General features: G+C 73.4%; 17 protein-coding genes. 10 read left to right on the forward strand and 7 right to left on the reverse strand.

Annotated features, from left to right (window positions below; translation table 11 throughout):
• Positions 1-78 precede the first annotated feature (78 nt).
• The 5 genes from ACGFR9_RS23950 to mug all read left to right on the forward strand — a co-directional run bounded on the left by ACGFR9_RS23950 (position 79) and on the right by mug (position 5,355).
• A complete protein-coding gene (locus ACGFR9_RS23950; RefSeq protein WP_393211959.1) occupies positions 79-1,446 on the forward strand; it encodes a hemolysin family protein in 1,368 nt (455 codons plus the stop codon).
• Positions 1,443-2,456, forward strand: coding sequence for a hemolysin family protein (locus ACGFR9_RS23955; protein WP_393211961.1), 1,014 nt, complete (start codon positions 1,443-1,445; stop codon positions 2,454-2,456). Before ACGFR9_RS23950 ends, ACGFR9_RS23955 begins: the two co-directional genes overlap by 4 nt.
• 58 nt (positions 2,457-2,514) lie before the next feature.
• A complete protein-coding gene (locus ACGFR9_RS23960; protein ID WP_393211963.1) occupies positions 2,515-3,291 on the forward strand; it encodes an SGNH/GDSL hydrolase family protein in 777 nt (258 codons plus the stop codon).
• A gap of 76 nt (positions 3,292-3,367) precedes the next feature.
• Entirely contained in the window at positions 3,368-4,810 is a 1,443-nt protein-coding gene (gene purB / locus ACGFR9_RS23965; protein WP_393211965.1) for an adenylosuccinate lyase, read from the forward strand.
• Entirely contained in the window at positions 4,807-5,355 is a 549-nt protein-coding gene (mug, locus tag ACGFR9_RS23970; protein ID WP_393212308.1) for a G/U mismatch-specific DNA glycosylase, read from the forward strand. The genes purB and mug overlap by 4 nt, the downstream gene beginning before the upstream one ends.
• A gap of 10 nt (positions 5,356-5,365) precedes the next feature.
• On the opposite strand, the gene ACGFR9_RS23975 is transcribed toward mug, so the two are convergent.
• The 3 genes from ACGFR9_RS23975 to ACGFR9_RS23985 are packed head-to-tail and all read right to left on the reverse strand — an operon-like array spanning position 5,366 to position 7,509.
• Positions 5,366-5,803, reverse strand: coding sequence for a hypothetical protein (locus ACGFR9_RS23975; protein WP_393211967.1), 438 nt, complete (start codon positions 5,801-5,803; stop codon positions 5,366-5,368).
• Between the two features lie 56 nt (positions 5,804-5,859).
• Positions 5,860-6,585 carry an ABC transporter permease gene (locus tag ACGFR9_RS23980; protein ID WP_393211969.1) on the reverse strand — a complete coding sequence of 242 codons (726 nt, stop codon included), beginning with the start codon at positions 6,583-6,585 and terminating at the stop codon, positions 5,860-5,862.
• Positions 6,586-6,588: 3 nt separating this feature from the next.
• Complete coding sequence (locus tag ACGFR9_RS23985; protein ID WP_393211971.1) at positions 6,589-7,509, reverse strand: ABC transporter ATP-binding protein; 921 nt, start codon at positions 7,507-7,509, stop codon at positions 6,589-6,591.
• A gap of 108 nt (positions 7,510-7,617) precedes the next feature.
• Here ACGFR9_RS23985 and ACGFR9_RS23990 point away from each other — a divergent pair, with 108 nt between their 5' ends.
• From ACGFR9_RS23990 to ACGFR9_RS24000, 3 genes are all read left to right on the forward strand, one after another.
• The gene (locus ACGFR9_RS23990) at positions 7,618-8,787 is read left to right on the forward strand and encodes a sensor histidine kinase (RefSeq protein WP_393211973.1); all 1,170 of its coding nucleotides are present in this window, start codon (positions 7,618-7,620) and stop codon (positions 8,785-8,787) included.
• Between the two features lie 14 nt (positions 8,788-8,801).
• On the forward strand, positions 8,802-9,464 hold the full coding sequence (locus tag ACGFR9_RS23995) for a response regulator (RefSeq protein WP_393211975.1): 663 nt from the start codon (positions 8,802-8,804) through the stop codon (positions 9,462-9,464).
• A 97-nt stretch (positions 9,465-9,561) separates the two neighbouring features.
• Positions 9,562-10,719 carry an ROK family transcriptional regulator gene (locus ACGFR9_RS24000; RefSeq protein WP_030214293.1) on the forward strand — a complete coding sequence of 386 codons (1,158 nt, stop codon included), beginning with the start codon at positions 9,562-9,564 and terminating at the stop codon, positions 10,717-10,719.
• Between the two features lie 459 nt (positions 10,720-11,178).
• Here the strand turns inward: ACGFR9_RS24000 and ACGFR9_RS24005 are convergent, their stop codons facing one another.
• Both ACGFR9_RS24005 and ACGFR9_RS24010 read right to left on the reverse strand, forming a co-directional pair.
• Positions 11,179-13,743 (reverse strand): ABC transporter permease, encoded by a 2,565-nt coding sequence (locus tag ACGFR9_RS24005; protein WP_393211977.1) that lies wholly within the window; start codon positions 13,741-13,743, stop codon positions 11,179-11,181.
• 4 nt (positions 13,744-13,747) lie between these two features.
• Positions 13,748-14,590, reverse strand: coding sequence for an ABC transporter ATP-binding protein (locus ACGFR9_RS24010; protein WP_393211979.1), 843 nt, complete (start codon positions 14,588-14,590; stop codon positions 13,748-13,750).
• Between the two features lie 198 nt (positions 14,591-14,788).
• Between ACGFR9_RS24010 and ACGFR9_RS24015 the strand changes: the two genes are divergently transcribed.
• Positions 14,789-15,028 carry a toxin-antitoxin system HicB family antitoxin gene (locus tag ACGFR9_RS24015; RefSeq protein WP_393211981.1) on the forward strand — a complete coding sequence of 80 codons (240 nt, stop codon included), beginning with the start codon at positions 14,789-14,791 and terminating at the stop codon, positions 15,026-15,028.
• A gap of 4 nt (positions 15,029-15,032) precedes the next feature.
• On the forward strand, positions 15,033-15,407 hold the full coding sequence (locus ACGFR9_RS24020) for a fic family toxin-antitoxin system, toxin component (protein ID WP_393211983.1): 375 nt from the start codon (positions 15,033-15,035) through the stop codon (positions 15,405-15,407).
• Here the strand turns inward: ACGFR9_RS24020 and ACGFR9_RS24025 are convergent, their stop codons facing one another.
• Entirely contained in the window at positions 15,408-16,109 is a 702-nt protein-coding gene (locus ACGFR9_RS24025) for a class I SAM-dependent methyltransferase (protein WP_393211985.1), read from the reverse strand.
• Positions 16,110-16,178: 69 nt separating this feature from the next.
• Positions 16,179-16,895, reverse strand: a complete 717-nt coding sequence (bioD, locus tag ACGFR9_RS24030; protein WP_393211987.1) for a dethiobiotin synthase — start codon at positions 16,893-16,895, stop codon at positions 16,179-16,181.
• Between the last annotated feature and the right edge of the window lies 1 nt (position 16,896).

Here is a 16,896-nt window from a genome sequence, read left to right on the forward strand (position 1 = left end):
GCCCATGGGCGAGCCCCCCGGTCCACGACATCGCGCGTCCGTTCCCGTCCTGTCCGACCATGGGACAGAGGTGACCCGATGACCGAAGTGCTCCTCCTTCTCGCGGCGATCCTGCTCTCGCTCGCCTGCGGCGCCTTCGTCGCGGCCGAGTTCTCCCTCACCACGGTCGAGCGGGCCGAGCTGGAGCGGGCGGTCGAACGCGGCGAACGGGGCGCCGCCGGCGCGCTCAAGGCCGTACGGAATCTCACCTTCCAGCTCTCCGGGGCGCAGCTCGGCATCACGGTCACCAACCTGGTGGTCGGCATGCTGGCCGAGCCGTCGATCGCCGCGCTGATCGCGGGCCCGCTGGAGGACATGGGCGTCTCCGGCTCGGTGGCCCGCTCCCTCGCCCTGGTGATCGGCACCGCCCTGTCGACGGTGTTCCTGATGGTGGTCGGCGAGCTCGTGCCCAAGAACTGGGCGATCTCCTCGCCGCTGGCCGTCGCCAGGACGGTGGGCAACGCGCAACGCTGGTTCAGTGCCGCGTTCCGCCCGTTCATCACCCACCTGAACAACTCGGCCAACCGCATAGTGCGCCGTATCGGCGTGGAGCCGGCCGAGGAGCTGGCGTCCGCGCGGGGGCCGCAGGAGCTCGCGGCGCTCGCCCGGCACTCCGCGCGGGAGGGCGCTCTGGAGGCCGACACCGCCGAGCTCTTCGTCCGCACGCTGAACCTCGCCGACCTCAGCGCGGAGAACGTGATGACGCCGCGCGTGCAGGTTGTCGCGCTGGACGTCCAGGCGACCTGCGAGGACGTGGCGAACGTGACCCGGGCGACGGGCCTCTCCCGGTTCCCCGTCTACCGGGGCACCCTCGACGCGGTCGTCGGCACCGCGCACGTCAAGGACGTCCTGGCGCTGCCCGCCGAGCGCCGCGCCCACGTGCCCGTGTCGGAGCTGATGCGCGAACCGCTGCTGGTCCCCGGCTCACTCACCGTCGACCGGCTTCTCGACCGGCTCTCCGGCCGGCGCACCATGGCCGTGGTGATCGACGAGTACGGCGGCACGGCCGGCGTGGCCACGCTGGAGGACATCGTCGAGGAGGTCGTCGGCGAGGTCCGCGACGAGCACGACCCGCACGAGACCCCCGACCTGGCCCGGGCAGGCGCCGACGAGAGCGGCCGCACCCTGTTCTCGGCCGACGGCTCCGCGCGCGTGGACCAGCTCGCCCGGGTCGGCCTGCGCGCGCCGGAGGGGCCGTACGAGACCCTCGCCGGACTCGTGGCGGCCGAGCTGGGCCGGATTCCGGCCGTCGGCGACACCTTCGAGGTGGCGGGCTGGCGGCTCGACGTGGTGGACGCCACCGGCCGCCGCGCGGCACGCGTCCTGCTGCACGCGCCGCCCGGCGACCGGCAGCCGGCGAAACCGCGGACGGCCGGCACCACCGACGACGAGGAGGCACGGCGATGACCGTCGTACAGCTGCTGATCGGTCTGGCGACGCTGGTCGTCAACGCCTTCTTCGTCGGCGCCGAGTTCGCGCTGATCTCGGTGCGCCGCAGCCAGATCGAACCGCACGCGGAGGCGGGCGACCGGCGCGCGAAGAGCGTGCTGTGGGGTCTGGAGCACGTGTCCGCGCTGATGGCGGCCGCACAGCTCGGCATCACGCTGTGCACGCTGGTCCTCGGCGTGGTCGCCGAGCCTGCCATCGCACATCTGCTGGAACCGGTGTTCCACGCGGTGGGCGTCTCGAAGGGCGCGGGGCACGCGGTGTCGTTCGTGATCGCGCTGGCGCTCGCCACGTATCTGCACATGCTGCTCGGCGAGATGGTGCCGAAGAACATCGCGCTGGCCGAACCGGTGCGCAGCGCCCTGATGCTGGGTCCGCCGCTGGTGGCGCTCTCCCGCGCGCTGCGGCCGGTGATCTTCACGATCAACGCGTTCGCCAACACGCTGCTGAAGCTGATGCGGGTCGAGACCCGCGACGAGGTCGCCGCGTCGTTCTCGGACGCCGAGCTGGCCCAGATCGTGAAGGACTCCGGCGAGGCGGGCCTCATCGACGACCGCGCGCGGGAGCGGCTGAACGACGCCCTGGAGCTGGGCCGGCGGCCCGTGCGGGACGTGGTGATGCCACTGGCGGACGTGGTCTACGCGAGCGTGGGCGTCACCCCCGAGGGACTGGAGCGGCTGTCGGCGGAGACCGGGTTCTCCCGCTTCCCGGTGGTGGACGGGCAGCGGCGCATCGTCGGCTATCTGCATGTGAAGGACGCCCTCGACACCTCGCCGCGCGACCTGCCGTTCCAGCTCGGTCAGATGCGGTCCATCGCGCGGGTGCGGGAGAGCACGCCGATGGACGACGTCCTCACCGCCATGCGGGGCAGCCGTACGCATCTGGCGGCCGTCCTCGGGACCGACGGGCGGCTGGCCGGGCTGGTGACCATGGAGGACGTGCTGCAGGAGCTGTTCGGGCAGCGGGCCTGAGCACGAGCGAGGGCGACCGACCGCCGGGTATGTGCCTCGGGTTACCATCTGTGTCGCCATGCAGACGAACCCCACCTACAGCAGCCTCGTCGCCCTCGGCGACTCCTTCACCGAGGGCATGTCGGACCTCCTGCCCGACGGCACCTACCGCGGCTGGGCCGACCTCCTCGCCGCGCGGATGGCCGCCGCCTCCCCCGGTTTCCGGTACGCCAACCTGGCGGTGCGCGGCAAGCTGATCCAGCAGATCGTCGACGAGCAGGTCGAGACCGCCGCCGCCATGCGGGCGGACGTCGTCACCCTGGTCGGCGGGCTGAACGACACCCTGCGGCCCAAGTGCGACATGGTGCGGGTGCGGGAGCTGCTGACCGAGGCCGTGGAGCGGCTCGCCCCGCACTGCGGGCAGCTGGTGCTGATGCGCAGCCCGGGCCGCCAGGGGCCGGTCCTGGAGCGGTTCCGCCCGCGGATGGAGGCGCTGTTCGAGTGCGTCGACGAGCTCGCCGAGCGGCACGGCGCACTGGTCGTCGATCTGTACGGGGCACCGTCGCTCGCCGATCCCCGGCTGTGGGACGTGGACCGACTGCATCTGACGGCGGACGGTCACCGCAGGGTCGCCGAGGCCGTCTGGCAGACGCTGGGACACACCCCGGATGATCCGGACTGGCAGCTGCCGCCGGAGGCGACGCTGCCGCCGCGCTGGACGGCGCGCCGCGCCGCGGACGCGCGGTTCGCCCGGCAGTACCTGCTGCCGTGGATCGGCCGCCGTCTCACCGGCCGTTCCTCGGGCGACGGTCTGCCGCCCAAGCGCCCCGAGCTGCTGCCGTACGAGGCCCGCTGACCACGGGGCCCTTGTAGCTTCCGCCGAACGACCCCGCGGCGCCGGCCTGCAGGAATCGCCAGTAGACTCCCGATACGTGACTGCTGCGCCCGCCAAGCCCCGTATCCCGAACGTCCTCGCCGGACGCTACGCCTCCGCCGAGCTCGCCACGCTCTGGTCGCCCGAGCAGAAGGTGAGGCTGGAGCGGCAGCTCTGGCTCGCCGTGCTGCGGGCCCAGAAGGACCTCGGCATCGAGGTGCCCGACGCGGCGATCGCCGACTACGAGCGTGTCCTCGACACCGTCGACCTGGCCTCGATCGCCGAGCGCGAGAAGGTCACCCGGCACGACGTGAAGGCGCGGATCGAGGAGTTCAACGACCTCGCCGGGCACGAGCACGTGCACAAGGGCATGACCTCCCGCGACCTCACCGAGAACGTCGAGCAGTTGCAGATCCGGCTCTCGCTGGAGCTGATGCGCGACCGTACGGTGGCCGTCCTGGCCCGCCTCGGCAGACTGGCCGGTGAGTACGGCGAGCTGGTCATGGCCGGCCGCTCGCACAACGTGGCCGCGCAGGCCACCACCCTGGGCAAGCGGTTCGCCACCGCCGCCGACGAGCTGCTCGTCGCCCACGGCCGGGTGGAGGAGCTGCTGGGCCGCTACCCGCTGCGCGGCGTCAAGGGCCCGGTCGGTACCGCGCAGGACATGCTGGACCTGCTCGGCGGCGACGCGAGCGGGCTCGCGGAGCTGGAGCGGCGGATCGCCGGGCATCTGGGCTTCTCGCAGGCGTTCACCAGCGTCGGCCAGGTCTACCCGCGCTCGCTCGACTACGAGGTCGTCACCGCGCTGGTGCAGCTGGCCGCCGCGCCGTCGTCACTGGCGAAGACGATCCGGCTGATGGCCGGGCACGAGCTGGTCACCGAGGGCTTCAAGCCCGGCCAGGTCGGCTCCTCCGCGATGCCGCACAAGATGAACACCCGCTCCTGCGAGCGCGTCAACGGCCTGATGGTGATCCTGCGCGGCTACGCCTCGATGACCGGCGAACTGGCCGGCGACCAGTGGAACGAGGGCGACGTGTCCTGCTCGGTGGTGCGCCGGGTCGCGCTGCCGGACGCGTTCTTCGCGCTCGACGGTCTGCTGGAGACGTTCCTGACGGTGCTGGACGAGTTCGGCGCGTTCCCGGCGGTCGTCGCCCGGGAGCTGGACCGCTACCTGCCGTTCCTCGCGACCACCAAGGTACTGATGGGCGCGGTGCGCGCGGGTGTGGGCCGCGAGGTCGCGCACGAGGCGATCAAGGAGAACGCCGTCGCGACCGCCCTCGCCATGCGCGAGCGGGGCGCCGAACGCAACGACCTCCTCGACAAGCTCGCCGCCGACGAGCGGCTGCCGCTCGGCCGGGCCGAGCTGGAGGCGCTGATGGCGGACAAGCTGTCCTTCACCGGCGCGGCGAGCGACCAGGTCACGGCCGTCGTCGGCCGGATCGACGAGATCCTCGAGCGGCACCCGGAGGCCGCCGGGTACACCCCCGGGGCGATCCTCTGACGCGCTTCACCCAGGAGGAACTGGAGGCCGCCCGCGACCGACTCGTACCGGACGTGGCCGCGGACGGCCTGCGGGTGCTGTTCTGCGGTATCAACCCGGGTCTGATGACGGCCGCGACGGGCCACCACTTCGCCCGCCCCGGCAACCGCTTCTGGCCGGCGCTGCACCGCTCCGGTTTCACGCCCCGGCTGCTGCTGCCGTCCGAGCAGGGGGAACTGCTGTCGTACGGGCTCGGCATCACCAATGTGGTGGCGCGGGCGACCGCGCGGGCCGACGAGCTGAGCGCCGAGGAGTACCGGGAGGGCGGGCGGCTCCTCGCGCTGAAGGTGGCGCGGCTGCGGCCCGGGTGGCTGGCCGTGGTGGGGGTGACCGCGTATCGCGCGGCGTTCGACGAACGAAAAGCACAGGTGGGACCGCAGGCGCGGCTCATCGGTGACTCCCGGGTGTGGGTGCTGCCCAATCCCAGCGGGCTCAACGCGTACTGGACGCCGGTGACGCTGGCGGAGGAGTTCGGACGGCTGCGGGAGGCCGCGGTCGGGCCGTGAAGGCCCGCGGTCAGGGCGGTGCCGTCTCCGTGACCACCGCCAGCAACCGGACCGCGTCTCCGGGGTCGCGGTGGGCGACCGCGACGACAACCCAGCGGCCGGTGCCCTGTACCTCCCACAGCCAGGCCACATCGGCCAGTGCGCTGAGCCGGGCCCACGGCTCGGGTATCTCCTCCCGCTCCGTGCGCAGCAGGACCGTCCGCAGGTTCCAGGGGGCGACGTCCCCCCAGCGGGAGGCCAGCACCTCGTACACGGCGTCGCGGCCCTTCTCGAACTGGTCCACCGTGACCGCCCACCGCGCGGGGTCGGCGTCCGGCCCGTCGCCGGTCTCCAGTACGGCGACATGGTGGCCCGGTCCGCCGAAGCCGACGTCCGACGGGCCGTGCTCCGCCGGAAACGGACGGAAGCACAGCTCGTCGATGAGGGCGATGTGCCGGGCGATGTTCATGGGTTCAGTAAACCCGCCGCCACTGACAGTTGGCGGGGTGTCAGCCGGTCTCCCGGTCAGGCGTCCCGGCGGCGCAGGCTCCAGGCCCCGGCCAGGAGGGCGGCGGCCGTCCACAGCGCGGTCACCGCAAGTCCGGTCCAGGGGCCGGGGGTCTGGTCGTGGTGCTGATACAGGACCACCTGTCCGGCGCGGTCGGGCAGATAGCCGACGACGCTGCCGGCCGTGTCGCCGATCACGAAGGAGACGACCAGGATGAACGGGATCAGCAGCGACAGCGTGGCCACCCCGCTGCGCAGCACGGTCGCCAGGCCGGCGGCGAGCAGGGCCATCAGCGTGAGGTAGACGCCGCAGCCCACGACACCCCGGACCTGTTCGGCCGCGGTGAGGCCGCTCGCCGCCGGGCCGAGCCCCGCGCGGGCCGCGAGGAGGGCGGCGAGGGCGGTCAGCAGGCTCACGAGCAGCGTGGGTACGGCGATGGCCGTGACCTTGGCCGCGAACCAGCGGCAGCGTCGCGGGGTCGCCGCCAGGGAGAGGCGCAGGGCTCCGTCGTGGTACTCCGCCGCCACGGCCATGGCGCCGAAGGAGATGGCGGCGATCTGACCGGGGGTGACACCGGACAGGGCCGTGAAGAGGGGGTCGAACCCGGGGTCCGACGTGTCCGAGAGGCCGGCGAGCGCGGAGAACGCGGTGGTCGCCGCGAACAGCGCGAACAGCGCTCCCGGGAGCGAGCGGACGGTGCGGATCTTCAGCCACTCGGCGTGGAGCGCGGCTGCGAACGGCATGGGTCAGGCCTCCTGGGGCTGTGCGGCGAACTCGGTCTCGGCGGCGGTCAGATCCAGATAGGCCTGTTCCAGGGTGCCCTCGGCCGCCGTGAGTTCGAGAAGCGGCACCTGTGCGGCGGAGGCGAGGCGTCCGATGTCGTCCACGCGCGCGTCCGGCACCGTCCAGTGGCCGTCCGGGTGTTCCGCGACGTCGTGACCGTGCCGGGCGAGGGCACTCCTGAGGGCGGTGGGGTCGGAGGTGCGGACACGGACGGCGGGACGCACGCGGGCGTCGATGAACTCCCGCATCGGGGTGTCGGCGAGGAGCCGGCCGCGGCCGAGGACGACGAGATGGTCGGCGAAGGAGGCGGTCTCGTTCATCAGATGACTGGAGACCAGGACCGTCCGCCCCTCGTCCGCGAGCCGGCGCAGCAGGGTGCGGATCCACACGATGCCTTCCGGGTCCAGGCCGTTGGAGGGCTCGTCGAGCATGATCACCTCCGGGTCGCCGAGGAGTGCGGCGGCGATGCCCAGCCGCTGGCGCATGCCCAGGGAGTAGGTCCGCACCCGGCGCCGTCCCGCCGGGCCCAGGCCGGTCTCCTCCAGTACCCCGTCGACCCGTCGGTCCGGGATGCGGTGGCTCGCCGCCAGGACGCGCAGATGGTCGCGGCCGGTGCGGGAGCCGTGGGCGGCCCGCGCGTCGAGCAGGGCGCCCACGTGGCGCAGGGGTTCGTCGAGGGCGGCGTAGGGGCGGCCGCCGAGGGTGGCGGAGCCGGACGTGGGGTGGTCGAGGCCGAGCACCAGGCGCATGGTGGTGGACTTGCCCGCGCCGTTGGGGCCGAGGAAGCCGGTGACGCGGCCGGGCAGGACGCGGAAGGTGAGGTGGTCGACGGCTCGCCGGGTGCCGTACTCCTTGGTGAGGTCCTGGACGTCGATGCTGGTCATGTGCCTCAGCGTGGCGCCTCGTACGGGGGCGGTGCCTCCCCCGCCGGTGGAGATCGTCTCCCCCGCGCGGGGGAGGCCCGTTGCCGGTGCGGCTGGGACGATGACGCGATGCCCCGCTTGCTGCGCCCGTTCGGCCGGACAGTGACGTACACACGCCTGCTGCATCTGTTCATCGCGATCGTGTGGCCGTCGCTGTGGCTGTTCCTGGAGGAGGCGTGGTGGACCTGGGCGCTGGCGGCCGTGGCACTGCTGCCGGCGGGACTGGTGCCCGCGATGCGCACGGTGGAGGGGTTGCAGGCCAGGCTGCTGCTGACGGGGCAGCGGCACGACAGCGACAGTGCCGGCATCGTCGTCGCGCCGTCCGTCTCCTGGAGCGACCGGGGCCGGGTCGTCGTCTGGCTGCAGGTGCGGCTGCTGATCGGCTGCGCGACCTCCGTGTTCGTCGCGAACCTGCTCATCGCCGTGGTGGACCTGGCGGCGGCGGGGTTCGGCGGGGACACGGCGTCGGGCGAGCTGTTCCTGCTCGACGGCCACAGGTGGTGGCATGTCCTGCTGCTGCCCGTGGTGCTGGTGATCCTGGCGGCGACCGTGGTCGCGCCGGGCCGGCTGATCACGGCGCTGGCGCGGCGTCTGCTCGGCCCCTCCCCGGCCGAGCGGCTGGCCGCCCTGGAGGAACGCACCGAGCAGCTCCTGGAGCGCACGCGTATCGCCCGCGAGCTCCACGACTCCATCGGCCACGCGCTGACCGTGGCCGTCGTGCAGGCGGGCGCCGCCCGCGCGGCCGGCGATCCCGCGTTCACCGAGCGGGCGCTGGCCGCCATCGAGGAGACCGGCCGGGCGGCGCTGGAGGACCTGGAGCGGGTCCTCGGCGTCCTGCGCGAGTCCGGGAGACCGGCCAACGGCCGGCCGGCCCTCACGGACGCCGGCCGGCTGCTGGAGTCGGCGCGGGCCTCCGGCGCCACGGTCGACGCCGACCTGACCGGCCCCCTCGACACCGTACCCGGGCCGGTGTCCCGCGAGGGGTACCGCATTCTCCAGGAGGCCCTGACCAACGTGCTGCGGCACGCGGGTGCCGTCCCCGTGCGGGTCCGTGTCACGGTCGGGGACGGCACGCTGGGCCTGGAGGTCCGCAATCCGTTCACCGGGGCGGCACCGGCGCCCGGCAGGGGCAGCGGACTGCGCGGCATACGCGAGCGCGCGTCCCTGCTGGGCGGCAAGGCGCACACCGGCCCCGACCGGGGTGACTGGCGGGTGCGGGTGGAACTGCCGTTGGGCTGATCTACGCTGACCGGATGCCGGTCACCGTTCTGCTCGTCGACGACGAGCCCCTGGTACGCGCGGGTCTGCGGGCCGTGTTGGAGGCGCAGGCGGACATCGAGGTCGTCGGGGAGGCGGCCGACGGGGCGGCGGTCATTCCGCTGGTACGGCGGTTGCGGCCGGACGTGGTGGCCATGGACGTACGCATGCCGCTGCTGGACGGGATCGAGGCCACGCGCGCGTTGCTGCGGTCGGTCGGCGCGCCGCCGAAGATCCTCGTCGTGACGACGTTCGAGAACGACGAGTACGTGTACGGGGCGCTGCGTGCGGGAGCCGACGGGTTTCTGCTGAAGCGGGCGCGGCCGGCGGAGATCGTGCACGCGGTGCGGCTGGTCGCCGAGGGTGAGTCGCTGCTGTTCCCCGCCTCGGTACGGCGGCTCGCGGCACAGTACGCCGACGGCGACGGCAACCGCGAGGCGCGCGACCGGCTGGCGCGGGCGCGGCTGACCGAGCGCGAGGGGGAGGTGCTGCGGCTGATGGCTCGGGGCCTGACGAACGCGGAGATCGCCGCGAAGCTGGTGGTGGGGACGGAGACCGTCAAGTCCCATGTGAGCGCCGTGCTGGCCAAGCTGGGGGCGCGGGACCGGACCCAGGCGGTGATCGCGGCCTACGAGTCGGGGTTCGTGGCGCCGGGCTGAACCGTGCCCCGTCGGGGCGTCCCAGCCCGGAGGTCGCCGGGGTCGTCGGCGCCGAGTACGATCCGCCCAACACGCGCACGAGCAGGGAGGACGGACGGTGGGTCGGCTGACCGGCGGGGACCCCTCGCTGCTGCGACGGATCAACTCCGCGGTGGTGCTGCACGCGCTGCGCGCCACGGACTGCGCGACGCTGACCGAGGTGACCCGGGTGACGGGGCTGTCACGGCCGACCGTCGAGGGCGTGGTGGAAGGGCTCATCGAGGCGGGCCTCGTCGTGGAGACGGTGGCCGAGGAGGGCGCCGCGCGGCGGCAGGGGCGGCCCGCGCGGCGGTTCCGTTTCCGGGCGGAGGCCGGGCATCTGCTGGGCCTGGAGATCGGCGTGCACCGGGTGGCCGCGCTGCTGGCCGATCTGGACGGGCGGGTGATCGGGGCCCAGGCGCGGGACGTCGACGAGACGGTCGACGCCGACGAGCGGCTGGAGCGGATCGACGCGGCCGTCGCCGAGCTGCTGCGCCGGGCCGGTGTCCCGCGCGGCTCGCTGCGCGCCGTGGGCGTGGGCACACCGGGGATCGTGGAGGCGGACGGAACCGTGCGGCTGGGCACGGCGCTGCCCGGCTGGACAGGGCTCGGCCTCGGTGAGCGGCTGAGCCGGTCCTTCAAGTGTCCGGTGCTGGTGGAGAACGACGCGAACGCCGCCGTCGTCGCCGAGCACTGGAAGGGGGCCGCGCGGGAGACCGACGACGTGGTGTTCGTGCTGGCCGGGCTGAGTCCCGGGGCCGGTTCGCTGATCGGGGGGCGGCTGCACCGGGGGTACGGCGGGGCGGCCGGCGAGATCGGGGCGCTGCATCTGCTGGGGCGGGAGGCCACGCCGGAGACCTTGCTGTCCACGACGGACGAGCCGCTGCATCCGCTGGACGAGCAGGCGGTCGCCGAGGTGTTCGCGCAGGCGCGGGAGGGTGATCAGCGGGCGCTGGCGGCGATGGACCGGTTCATCCGGCGGCTGGTGCACGATGTGGCGGCGCTGGTGCTGGCGCTCGATCCGGAGCTGGTGGTGATCGGGGGGTGGGCGGCGGGCCTGGACGGTGTCCTTGAGCCGCTGCGCCGCGAACTGGCCCGGTACTGTCTGCGGCCGCCGCGGGTCACGCTGTCGCATCTCGGGGAGGCGGCGGTCGCCACGGGGGCGGTCCGCCTGGCCCTCGACCACGTCGAGGAACAACTCTTCGCGGTAGAGGGCACGGTGACGGCCCGCCGCTAGCACCCCACGTCCGGGGTGTGCGGGGGTACACCGCAGCACACCACACCCTCGCGCTTCCGCGCCCTCGCGCTCCCTCGCTTCCGCGTTCCCGCACCCGCACCCGTCCGTGCACTCGCGGATCCCGCGTTCCCGCACCCGCACGCTTCCGTGCACTCGCGGATCCCGCGTTCCCGCCCGTCCGCGGGCAGGCGTGCCGCAGGGCGGCACGGGTGGGCGCGACGGCACCCCGCCGGCGCCGGGCCGCGCTCCGTCCCCCCGCTCAGCCGTCACCCCGGGTCGCTGCTGGACGGGGGTGGGTGTGCGCTCGCCCCGCTGAAGGGGGTGCCGCTGCGCCCACCCTCCCCCCACTCTCGGGTCCCCCCGCTCGAGCGGGGGGACCCCCATCGCCCCAGCGGCACGACTGCCCGCAGCTACGGCGGTATGGCCGCCCGCAGCGGCGCGGGCTGCGGCGGTGCGGAGCTACTCGTGGGCGATGGCCTCCAGGACGTTCATCCGGGACGCCCGCAGCGCCGGGAGGAGTGCCGCCGCGATGCCCACCACCGCCGAGCCGATGACGACCGCCGCGATGGTCCCCCACGGGATCGCGAGCGCCGTCATGCCCTGAAGGGCGAGGACCTGCTGGACGCACAGCCCCCACACCAGGCCCAGCCCGACCCCCAGCACCGCACCGAACACCGCGATCACCACCGACTCCAGCCGGATCATCCGCCGCAGCTGCCGCCGCCCCAGCCCGATCGCCCGCAGCAGACCGATCTCGCGCGTACGCTCCACCACCGACAGCGCGAGCGTGTTGACCACGCCCAGCACCGCGATGACGATCGCCAGCCCCAGCAGGGCGTAGACGAGGTACAGCAGCACCGCGATCTGGTCGTGCACCAGCTCCTTGTAGTCGGCCTGATCACGGGCCTGCACCTGCGGATACGGCTCCAGCGTCGTCTCCAGCCGCTCGCGCAACCGGTCCACGCTCGTCCCGGCGGCCGCGTTGACGTACAGCGCGGAGTCCTGTCCGCCCGGCACGTACTCCTCGACCGTGGCGATGCCGAAGACCAGCCCGCCCGCCATCCCGAAGCCCGAGCCACCGTCCATGTCGGTGAGTGCGGCCACCGTCAGCTCGGTGCTCCGGCCGCCGGGGAACTCGACCGGGACGGTGTCGCCCATACGGACGTCGTGCTCCCCGGCGAAGTCCACGTCCATGGCGACGTTGCCGTCAGCGAGCGCGGCCGCCGTGTCACCGGACGCGTACGTCACGCGTGCGACCTCGTCCGCCCCGTCGTCGTACCCGGCGGCGGTGGTCTCGATCCGCTCCCCGTCCGGCAGCGTCACCGCCACCGGCGCGAACCGCTGCCGTACGACCACTCCCACGCCCTCCGTGTCCCGCACCCGGTCGGTGACCTCCTGGGGGAACGGCGTGAAGTTGGCGTTCTGCAGCACGAAGTCGGCGCCGAGCGTCCTGTCGATCTGCTCGTCGAAGGAGCGCGACATCGAGGCGCTGGCCACCGACATCCCGCCCACCAGCGCGAGCCCCACCATCAGCGCGGCCGCGGTCGCGCCGGTACGGCGAGGATTGCGCAGGGCGTTGCGCTGGCTCATCCGGCCGACGGAGCCGAACAGCGCCGGGAACGCCCCGCCCAGCACCCGGATCACCGGCCGTACCAGCAACGGACCGGCGATCACCATGGCGACCAGAGTGAAAACGACGCCGAGCCCCAGCAGCGAGGCCGCCGACGACGTCCCGCCCGCCAGGACGCAGCCCACCAGCGCGGCCGCGCCGACCGCGCCCACCACGGAACCCACCACCGCGCGGGTGCGCAGCGGCCGTCCCGTCCCGGCGATCTCCGCGTCCGCCAGCGCGGCCATCGGCGACACGCCCGCCGCGCGGCGGGCCGGAAGATACGCCGCGACGAAGGTGACGCCCACGCCGACGACGTACGCGGTGACGGGGGTGGCCCAGCCGACGACCATCTCCGTGGTCTTCAGGTTCATACCGATCGAGCTCATCAGCCGGATCAGCCCGAGGGCCAGCCCGATGCCGGCCGCCAGTCCCACCGTCGAACCGACCAGACCGAGCAGCACCGCCTCGGTGAGCACCGACCGGCGCACCTGCCTGCGGTCGGCGCCCAGCGCCCGCAGCAGGCCGAGTTCACGGGTCCGCTGGGCGATCAGCATCGAGAAGGTGTTGACGATCAGGAAGACGCCCACGAGGACCGCGATCCCGGCGAAGCCGAGCATCACGTACTTGATCACGTCGAGGAATCCGCCGAGTTCGTCGGCGGCGGTCTCGGCGGTCTCGTCCGCCGTCTGCACCTTGTACGCGTCTCCGAGCCGCTCGGTGACCCGGCGCTTCAGCTCCGCGTCCGTGACGCCCGGGGCCGCGTCGAGGGAGACACTCGTGGCCAGGTCCGCCGAGCCCAGCAGCCTGGCACCCGCCACCGCGGGGTCGAGGAAGACCAGCGCCGCGCCCGGGTTCGTGGTCTTGAACGTGGCGATGCCGACGATCTCCACCCGGAAGGAGCCCGGCTGCGCCTGCACGGACAGTGTGTCCCCGATCCCGACGTCCTTGGCGTCGGCGGTGTCCGCGTCCAGGACCGCCTCGCCGTCGCCGCTCGGGGTGCGGCCGGAGGTCAGCTCCACCACACTGCGCTCGCTGACGTACCAGTCCACGGCGATCGTCGGCGCGCCCGTGGTCGGCCCCACCGACTCGTTGTGGCCGTCGACGACCGTGATGTTCTCGACGCTGATGTCGGGGCGGGCCGACTCGACGCCGTCGACTCCGGTCAGTTCCCGCACGAGCGAGGCCGGAAGCGTCTGGACGGCGCCGGTGGGCACCGACGACTCCAGGTCGTCCCGCGGTTCCACCGTCACATCGGCGGAGGTGGAAGCGAACAGCCGGTCGAAGGTACGGGTGACCGTGTCGGAGAAGATCAGGCTGCCCGCCACGAACGCCACGGACAGCACGATGGCCAGCGCGGACAGCAGCAGCCGTCCCTTGTGCGCGAGAAAGCTCCGCAGCGTCGCCTTCAGCACGGCGTCAGTCCTCCCCGGAGGTCGGCTCGTCGCCGGCCGGGGCGGCCCCCGTGACGGTGTCGTCCGCGGTCGCGCGGATCACGTCGAAGCGCTTCATCCGCTCCAGCACCGACTCCGCCGTGGGCCGGCGCATCTCGTCCACGATCCGGCCGTCCGCGAGGAAGAGCACCAGGTCGGAGTGGGCGGCGGCACCCGGGTCGTGCGTGACCATCACGACGGTCTGGTGGAGCGAGTCCACGGCCTCGCGGAGGAAGCCGAGTACCTCGAGACCCGCGCGGGAGTCGAGGTTGCCGGTCGGCTCGTCGGCGAAGATCAGCTCGGGCCGCGAGGCCAGCGCCCGCGCACAGGCCACCCGCTGCTGCTGTCCGCCGGACAGCTGCGCGGGGCGGTGCCTGAGGCGGTCCCGCAGGCCGAGCGTGTCGATGACCTGGTCCAGCCACTTCTCGTCGGGCCTGTGTCCCGCGATGTCCATGGGCAGGGTGATGTTCTCCCGCGCGTTCAGCGTCGGGATGAGATTGAAGGACTGGAACATGAACCCGATACGGTCCCGCCGCAGCCGGGTCAGCTCACGGTCCCTCAGACCGGTTATCTCGGTGTCTCCCAGCCACACCTGTCCGGCGGAAACGGTGTCGAGTCCCGCCAGGCAGTGCATGAGCGTGGACTTCCCGGACCCCGACGGGCCCATCACCGCGGTGAACCGGCCGCGCGCGATGTCCACGTCCACCGAGTCCAGGGCCAGCACGGTCGTCTCGCCCGAGCCGTACGCCTTGGTCAGACCGCGGGCACGGGCCGCGATCCCGTCGGCCGACGCGAGGCCGGGGGCGTGCTCCGCAGCAGGTGTGGACAAGGCCGCCTCCTCCGAGTGGACGTCAGGTCGTGCTCGTCGCGCCGAGGGTAGTGTGATACGGCCCACACCCGGTATCCCCCGTGAGGGCGGGCCCGTCTCCACCTTCAGGCCCGGTCCCCGAGGTCGGTGTAAGGGGCACGTGCTCCGGTTTGGTGGCCGCACTTGCCGCTACTAGCGTTCCGGCGCTAGCTTCGGGGTATGGCGAAGACCCAGCTGAACGTGCGCGTCGACGAGGTCACCGCCCGCGCGGCGCGCGAACGTGCCCTCGCGCGGGGGATGAGCGTGAACCGCTACATCGAGGAACTGGTCCGGCAGGACACCGGCGAGGCGGGCCGCGCGTTCGTCGAGGCCGCCGCCGACTTCATGAAGCAGTACGAGGGCGTCTTCGCCGAGGAGTTCGGCAAGGACCGCGAAGGCACGCGCGAAGGTCGCCGCTGAACCGTTGAACGACCTGCGCATCGACCTCGCGTGGCTGCTCATGCTCGCCGAGCGGCAGACCCCCGGCGACCCTCAGGTCACCGACTGGGGCGCCCTCGTCGCCGCCGTCGCACGCCATGAGGCCGAGATCTTCGACGTCCCCGTCTACGACGGCCCGTACTCCCGCGCCGCCGCCCTGCTCCAGCTGCTGATCCACGTCCCCGCGCTGGAGCGCTCGAACGCCCTCTTCGCTTCCGCCGTCGCGTACGCCTATCTGGTCGCGAGCGGTCTGAAGGTCGTCACCTCGCCGGAACAGGTGCGCGACCTGGCCCGGCTGGTCAAGGACGGAGAGGCGACCGTGGACGACATAGCGGCCGAACTGCGCCGCTGGACCGGGTGATCAGCTCCCGCCGGCCGCCGCGTCGCCCCGCGGGCGCCACGCGGCGCCCATGACGCAGAACGAGGTGGGCAGCGCCGGCCCCTTCTCCGGCATCAGCATCCGCCGGTAGGGACCGAGCTCGAACCCCGCCTCCCGCAGCGCGCCGACCGGATCGCGCGCCATGTGACAGCCGCCGGCCAGCGGCGGCCACACCGTCCGGTCCAGCGCCCGCTGGGTCAGACGCATGATCCGTCCGCCGCCCCGGCCGTGCTCGAAGAACCGCACCTCGCCGCCCGGCCGCAGTACCCGCCGCAGCTCCGCGAGCGCCCTCGGCACGTCCCGGACACTGCACAGCACCAGTGAGAGCACCACCGCGTCGAACGCCTCGCTCTTGACCGGCAGCGCCTCCGCCGCGCCCGGCACCACGTCCACCGGCACCTGGGCGCGCAGGGCCGCCTCCACGGCCAGCGCGCGCAGCGCACGCTCCGGCTCGATGGCGACGATCTCCGAGACGGTGCCCGGGTAGTGCGCGAAGTTCAGACCGTTGCCCGCGCCTATCTCGATCACCCGGCCGGACAGGCCGCCGAGCAGTCTGCGCCGTACCCGGGCCATCCCCGCGCGGGTCTCGGCGGCGACGCTGACCCGCGCGTAGGAGCGGGCGAACAGCGGATGGTGCACGGTGTCCCGATCCACCTTGGTGGACCGGCCGGACCGCAACTGCATGAGGACCTCCCCCGGAACGGGTCTACGGCGATTCTCCCCCGAAAGGGCGCTCCGCACCCCCGCGTGTCGTCACGGGGCCTCGCGCGTCCGGAACGACTCCGCGTCCCAGGTCCCCTCGAGGCGGGGCGCGAGCCAGCGCGGGGCCGAACCCCGGAATCGCGCGGGGGCCAGGGCGCCCGCCCCGGCCGGTACGGCGCCCAGCAGCGGTGCACCGGTCACGTCCGGCAGGTCCAGCAGATTGCACCGCGAGGCCAGATCGGGCCCGTCCGGCCAGCTGCCGATCACCACACCCGCCGGATCCAGCCCCCGCCCGCGCAGTTCACGGACCGTCAGCTCCGTGACGTTCAGGGTGCCCAGCCCCGCCGACGCCACCACCAGTACCGGCGCGGCCAGCAGCGCCGCCGCGTCCGCCAGCGTCCCGCCGGCCGCGTCGAACCGTACGAGCAGCCCGCCCGCGCCCTCCACCAGCACCAGATCGTGCTCGGTGGCCAGCTTGGCGGCCCGCTCCGCCACCTCGTGCGGACGCACGGGCGCCCGTCCGGCCCGGCGGGCCGCCGTGGCCGGCGCCAGCGGATCCGGGTAGCGGGCGAGTTCGTCCGTCGTCACCGCACCGGCCAGCCGCGCGACCTCCGCGGCGTCCCCGGGCTCGTCCGGCCGTACACCCGTCTGCGCCGCCTTGAGCACGGCCACCGAACGGCCCGCCGCCAGCGCCGTCGCGGCGAGGGCGGCCGTCACCACCGTCTTGCCGACCTCGGTGCCCGTGCCCGTGATCACCATCACCGGCATG

Source organism: Streptomyces sp. NPDC048584 (assembly GCF_043199595.1).
GTDB lineage: Bacteria > Actinomycetota > Actinomycetes > Streptomycetales > Streptomycetaceae > Streptomyces > Streptomyces edwardsiae.

Coding starts and splice junctions, on each gene's coding strand:
- ACGFR9_RS23950 (WP_393211959.1), top strand. CDS start 79: ATGACCGAAGTGCTCCTCCTTCTCGCGGCGATCCTGCTCTCGCTCGCC.
- ACGFR9_RS23955 (WP_393211961.1), top strand. CDS start 1,443: ATGACCGTCGTACAGCTGCTGATCGGTCTGGCGACGCTGGTCGTCAAC.
- ACGFR9_RS23960 (WP_393211963.1), top strand. CDS start 2,515: ATGCAGACGAACCCCACCTACAGCAGCCTCGTCGCCCTCGGCGACTCC.
- ACGFR9_RS23975 (WP_393211967.1), bottom strand. CDS start 5,803: ATGAACATCGCCCGGCACATCGCCCTCATCGACGAGCTGTGCTTCCGT.
- ACGFR9_RS23980 (WP_393211969.1), bottom strand. CDS start 6,585: ATGCCGTTCGCAGCCGCGCTCCACGCCGAGTGGCTGAAGATCCGCACC.
- ACGFR9_RS23985 (WP_393211971.1), bottom strand. CDS start 7,509: ATGACCAGCATCGACGTCCAGGACCTCACCAAGGAGTACGGCACCCGG.
- ACGFR9_RS23990 (WP_393211973.1), top strand. CDS start 7,618: ATGCCCCGCTTGCTGCGCCCGTTCGGCCGGACAGTGACGTACACACGC.
- ACGFR9_RS23995 (WP_393211975.1), top strand. CDS start 8,802: ATGCCGGTCACCGTTCTGCTCGTCGACGACGAGCCCCTGGTACGCGCG.
- ACGFR9_RS24015 (WP_393211981.1), top strand. CDS start 14,789: ATGGCGAAGACCCAGCTGAACGTGCGCGTCGACGAGGTCACCGCCCGC.
- ACGFR9_RS24025 (WP_393211985.1), bottom strand. CDS start 16,109: ATGCAGTTGCGGTCCGGCCGGTCCACCAAGGTGGATCGGGACACCGTG.
- bioD (WP_393211987.1), bottom strand. CDS start 16,895: ATGCCGGTGATGGTGATCACGGGCACGGGCACCGAGGTCGGCAAGACG.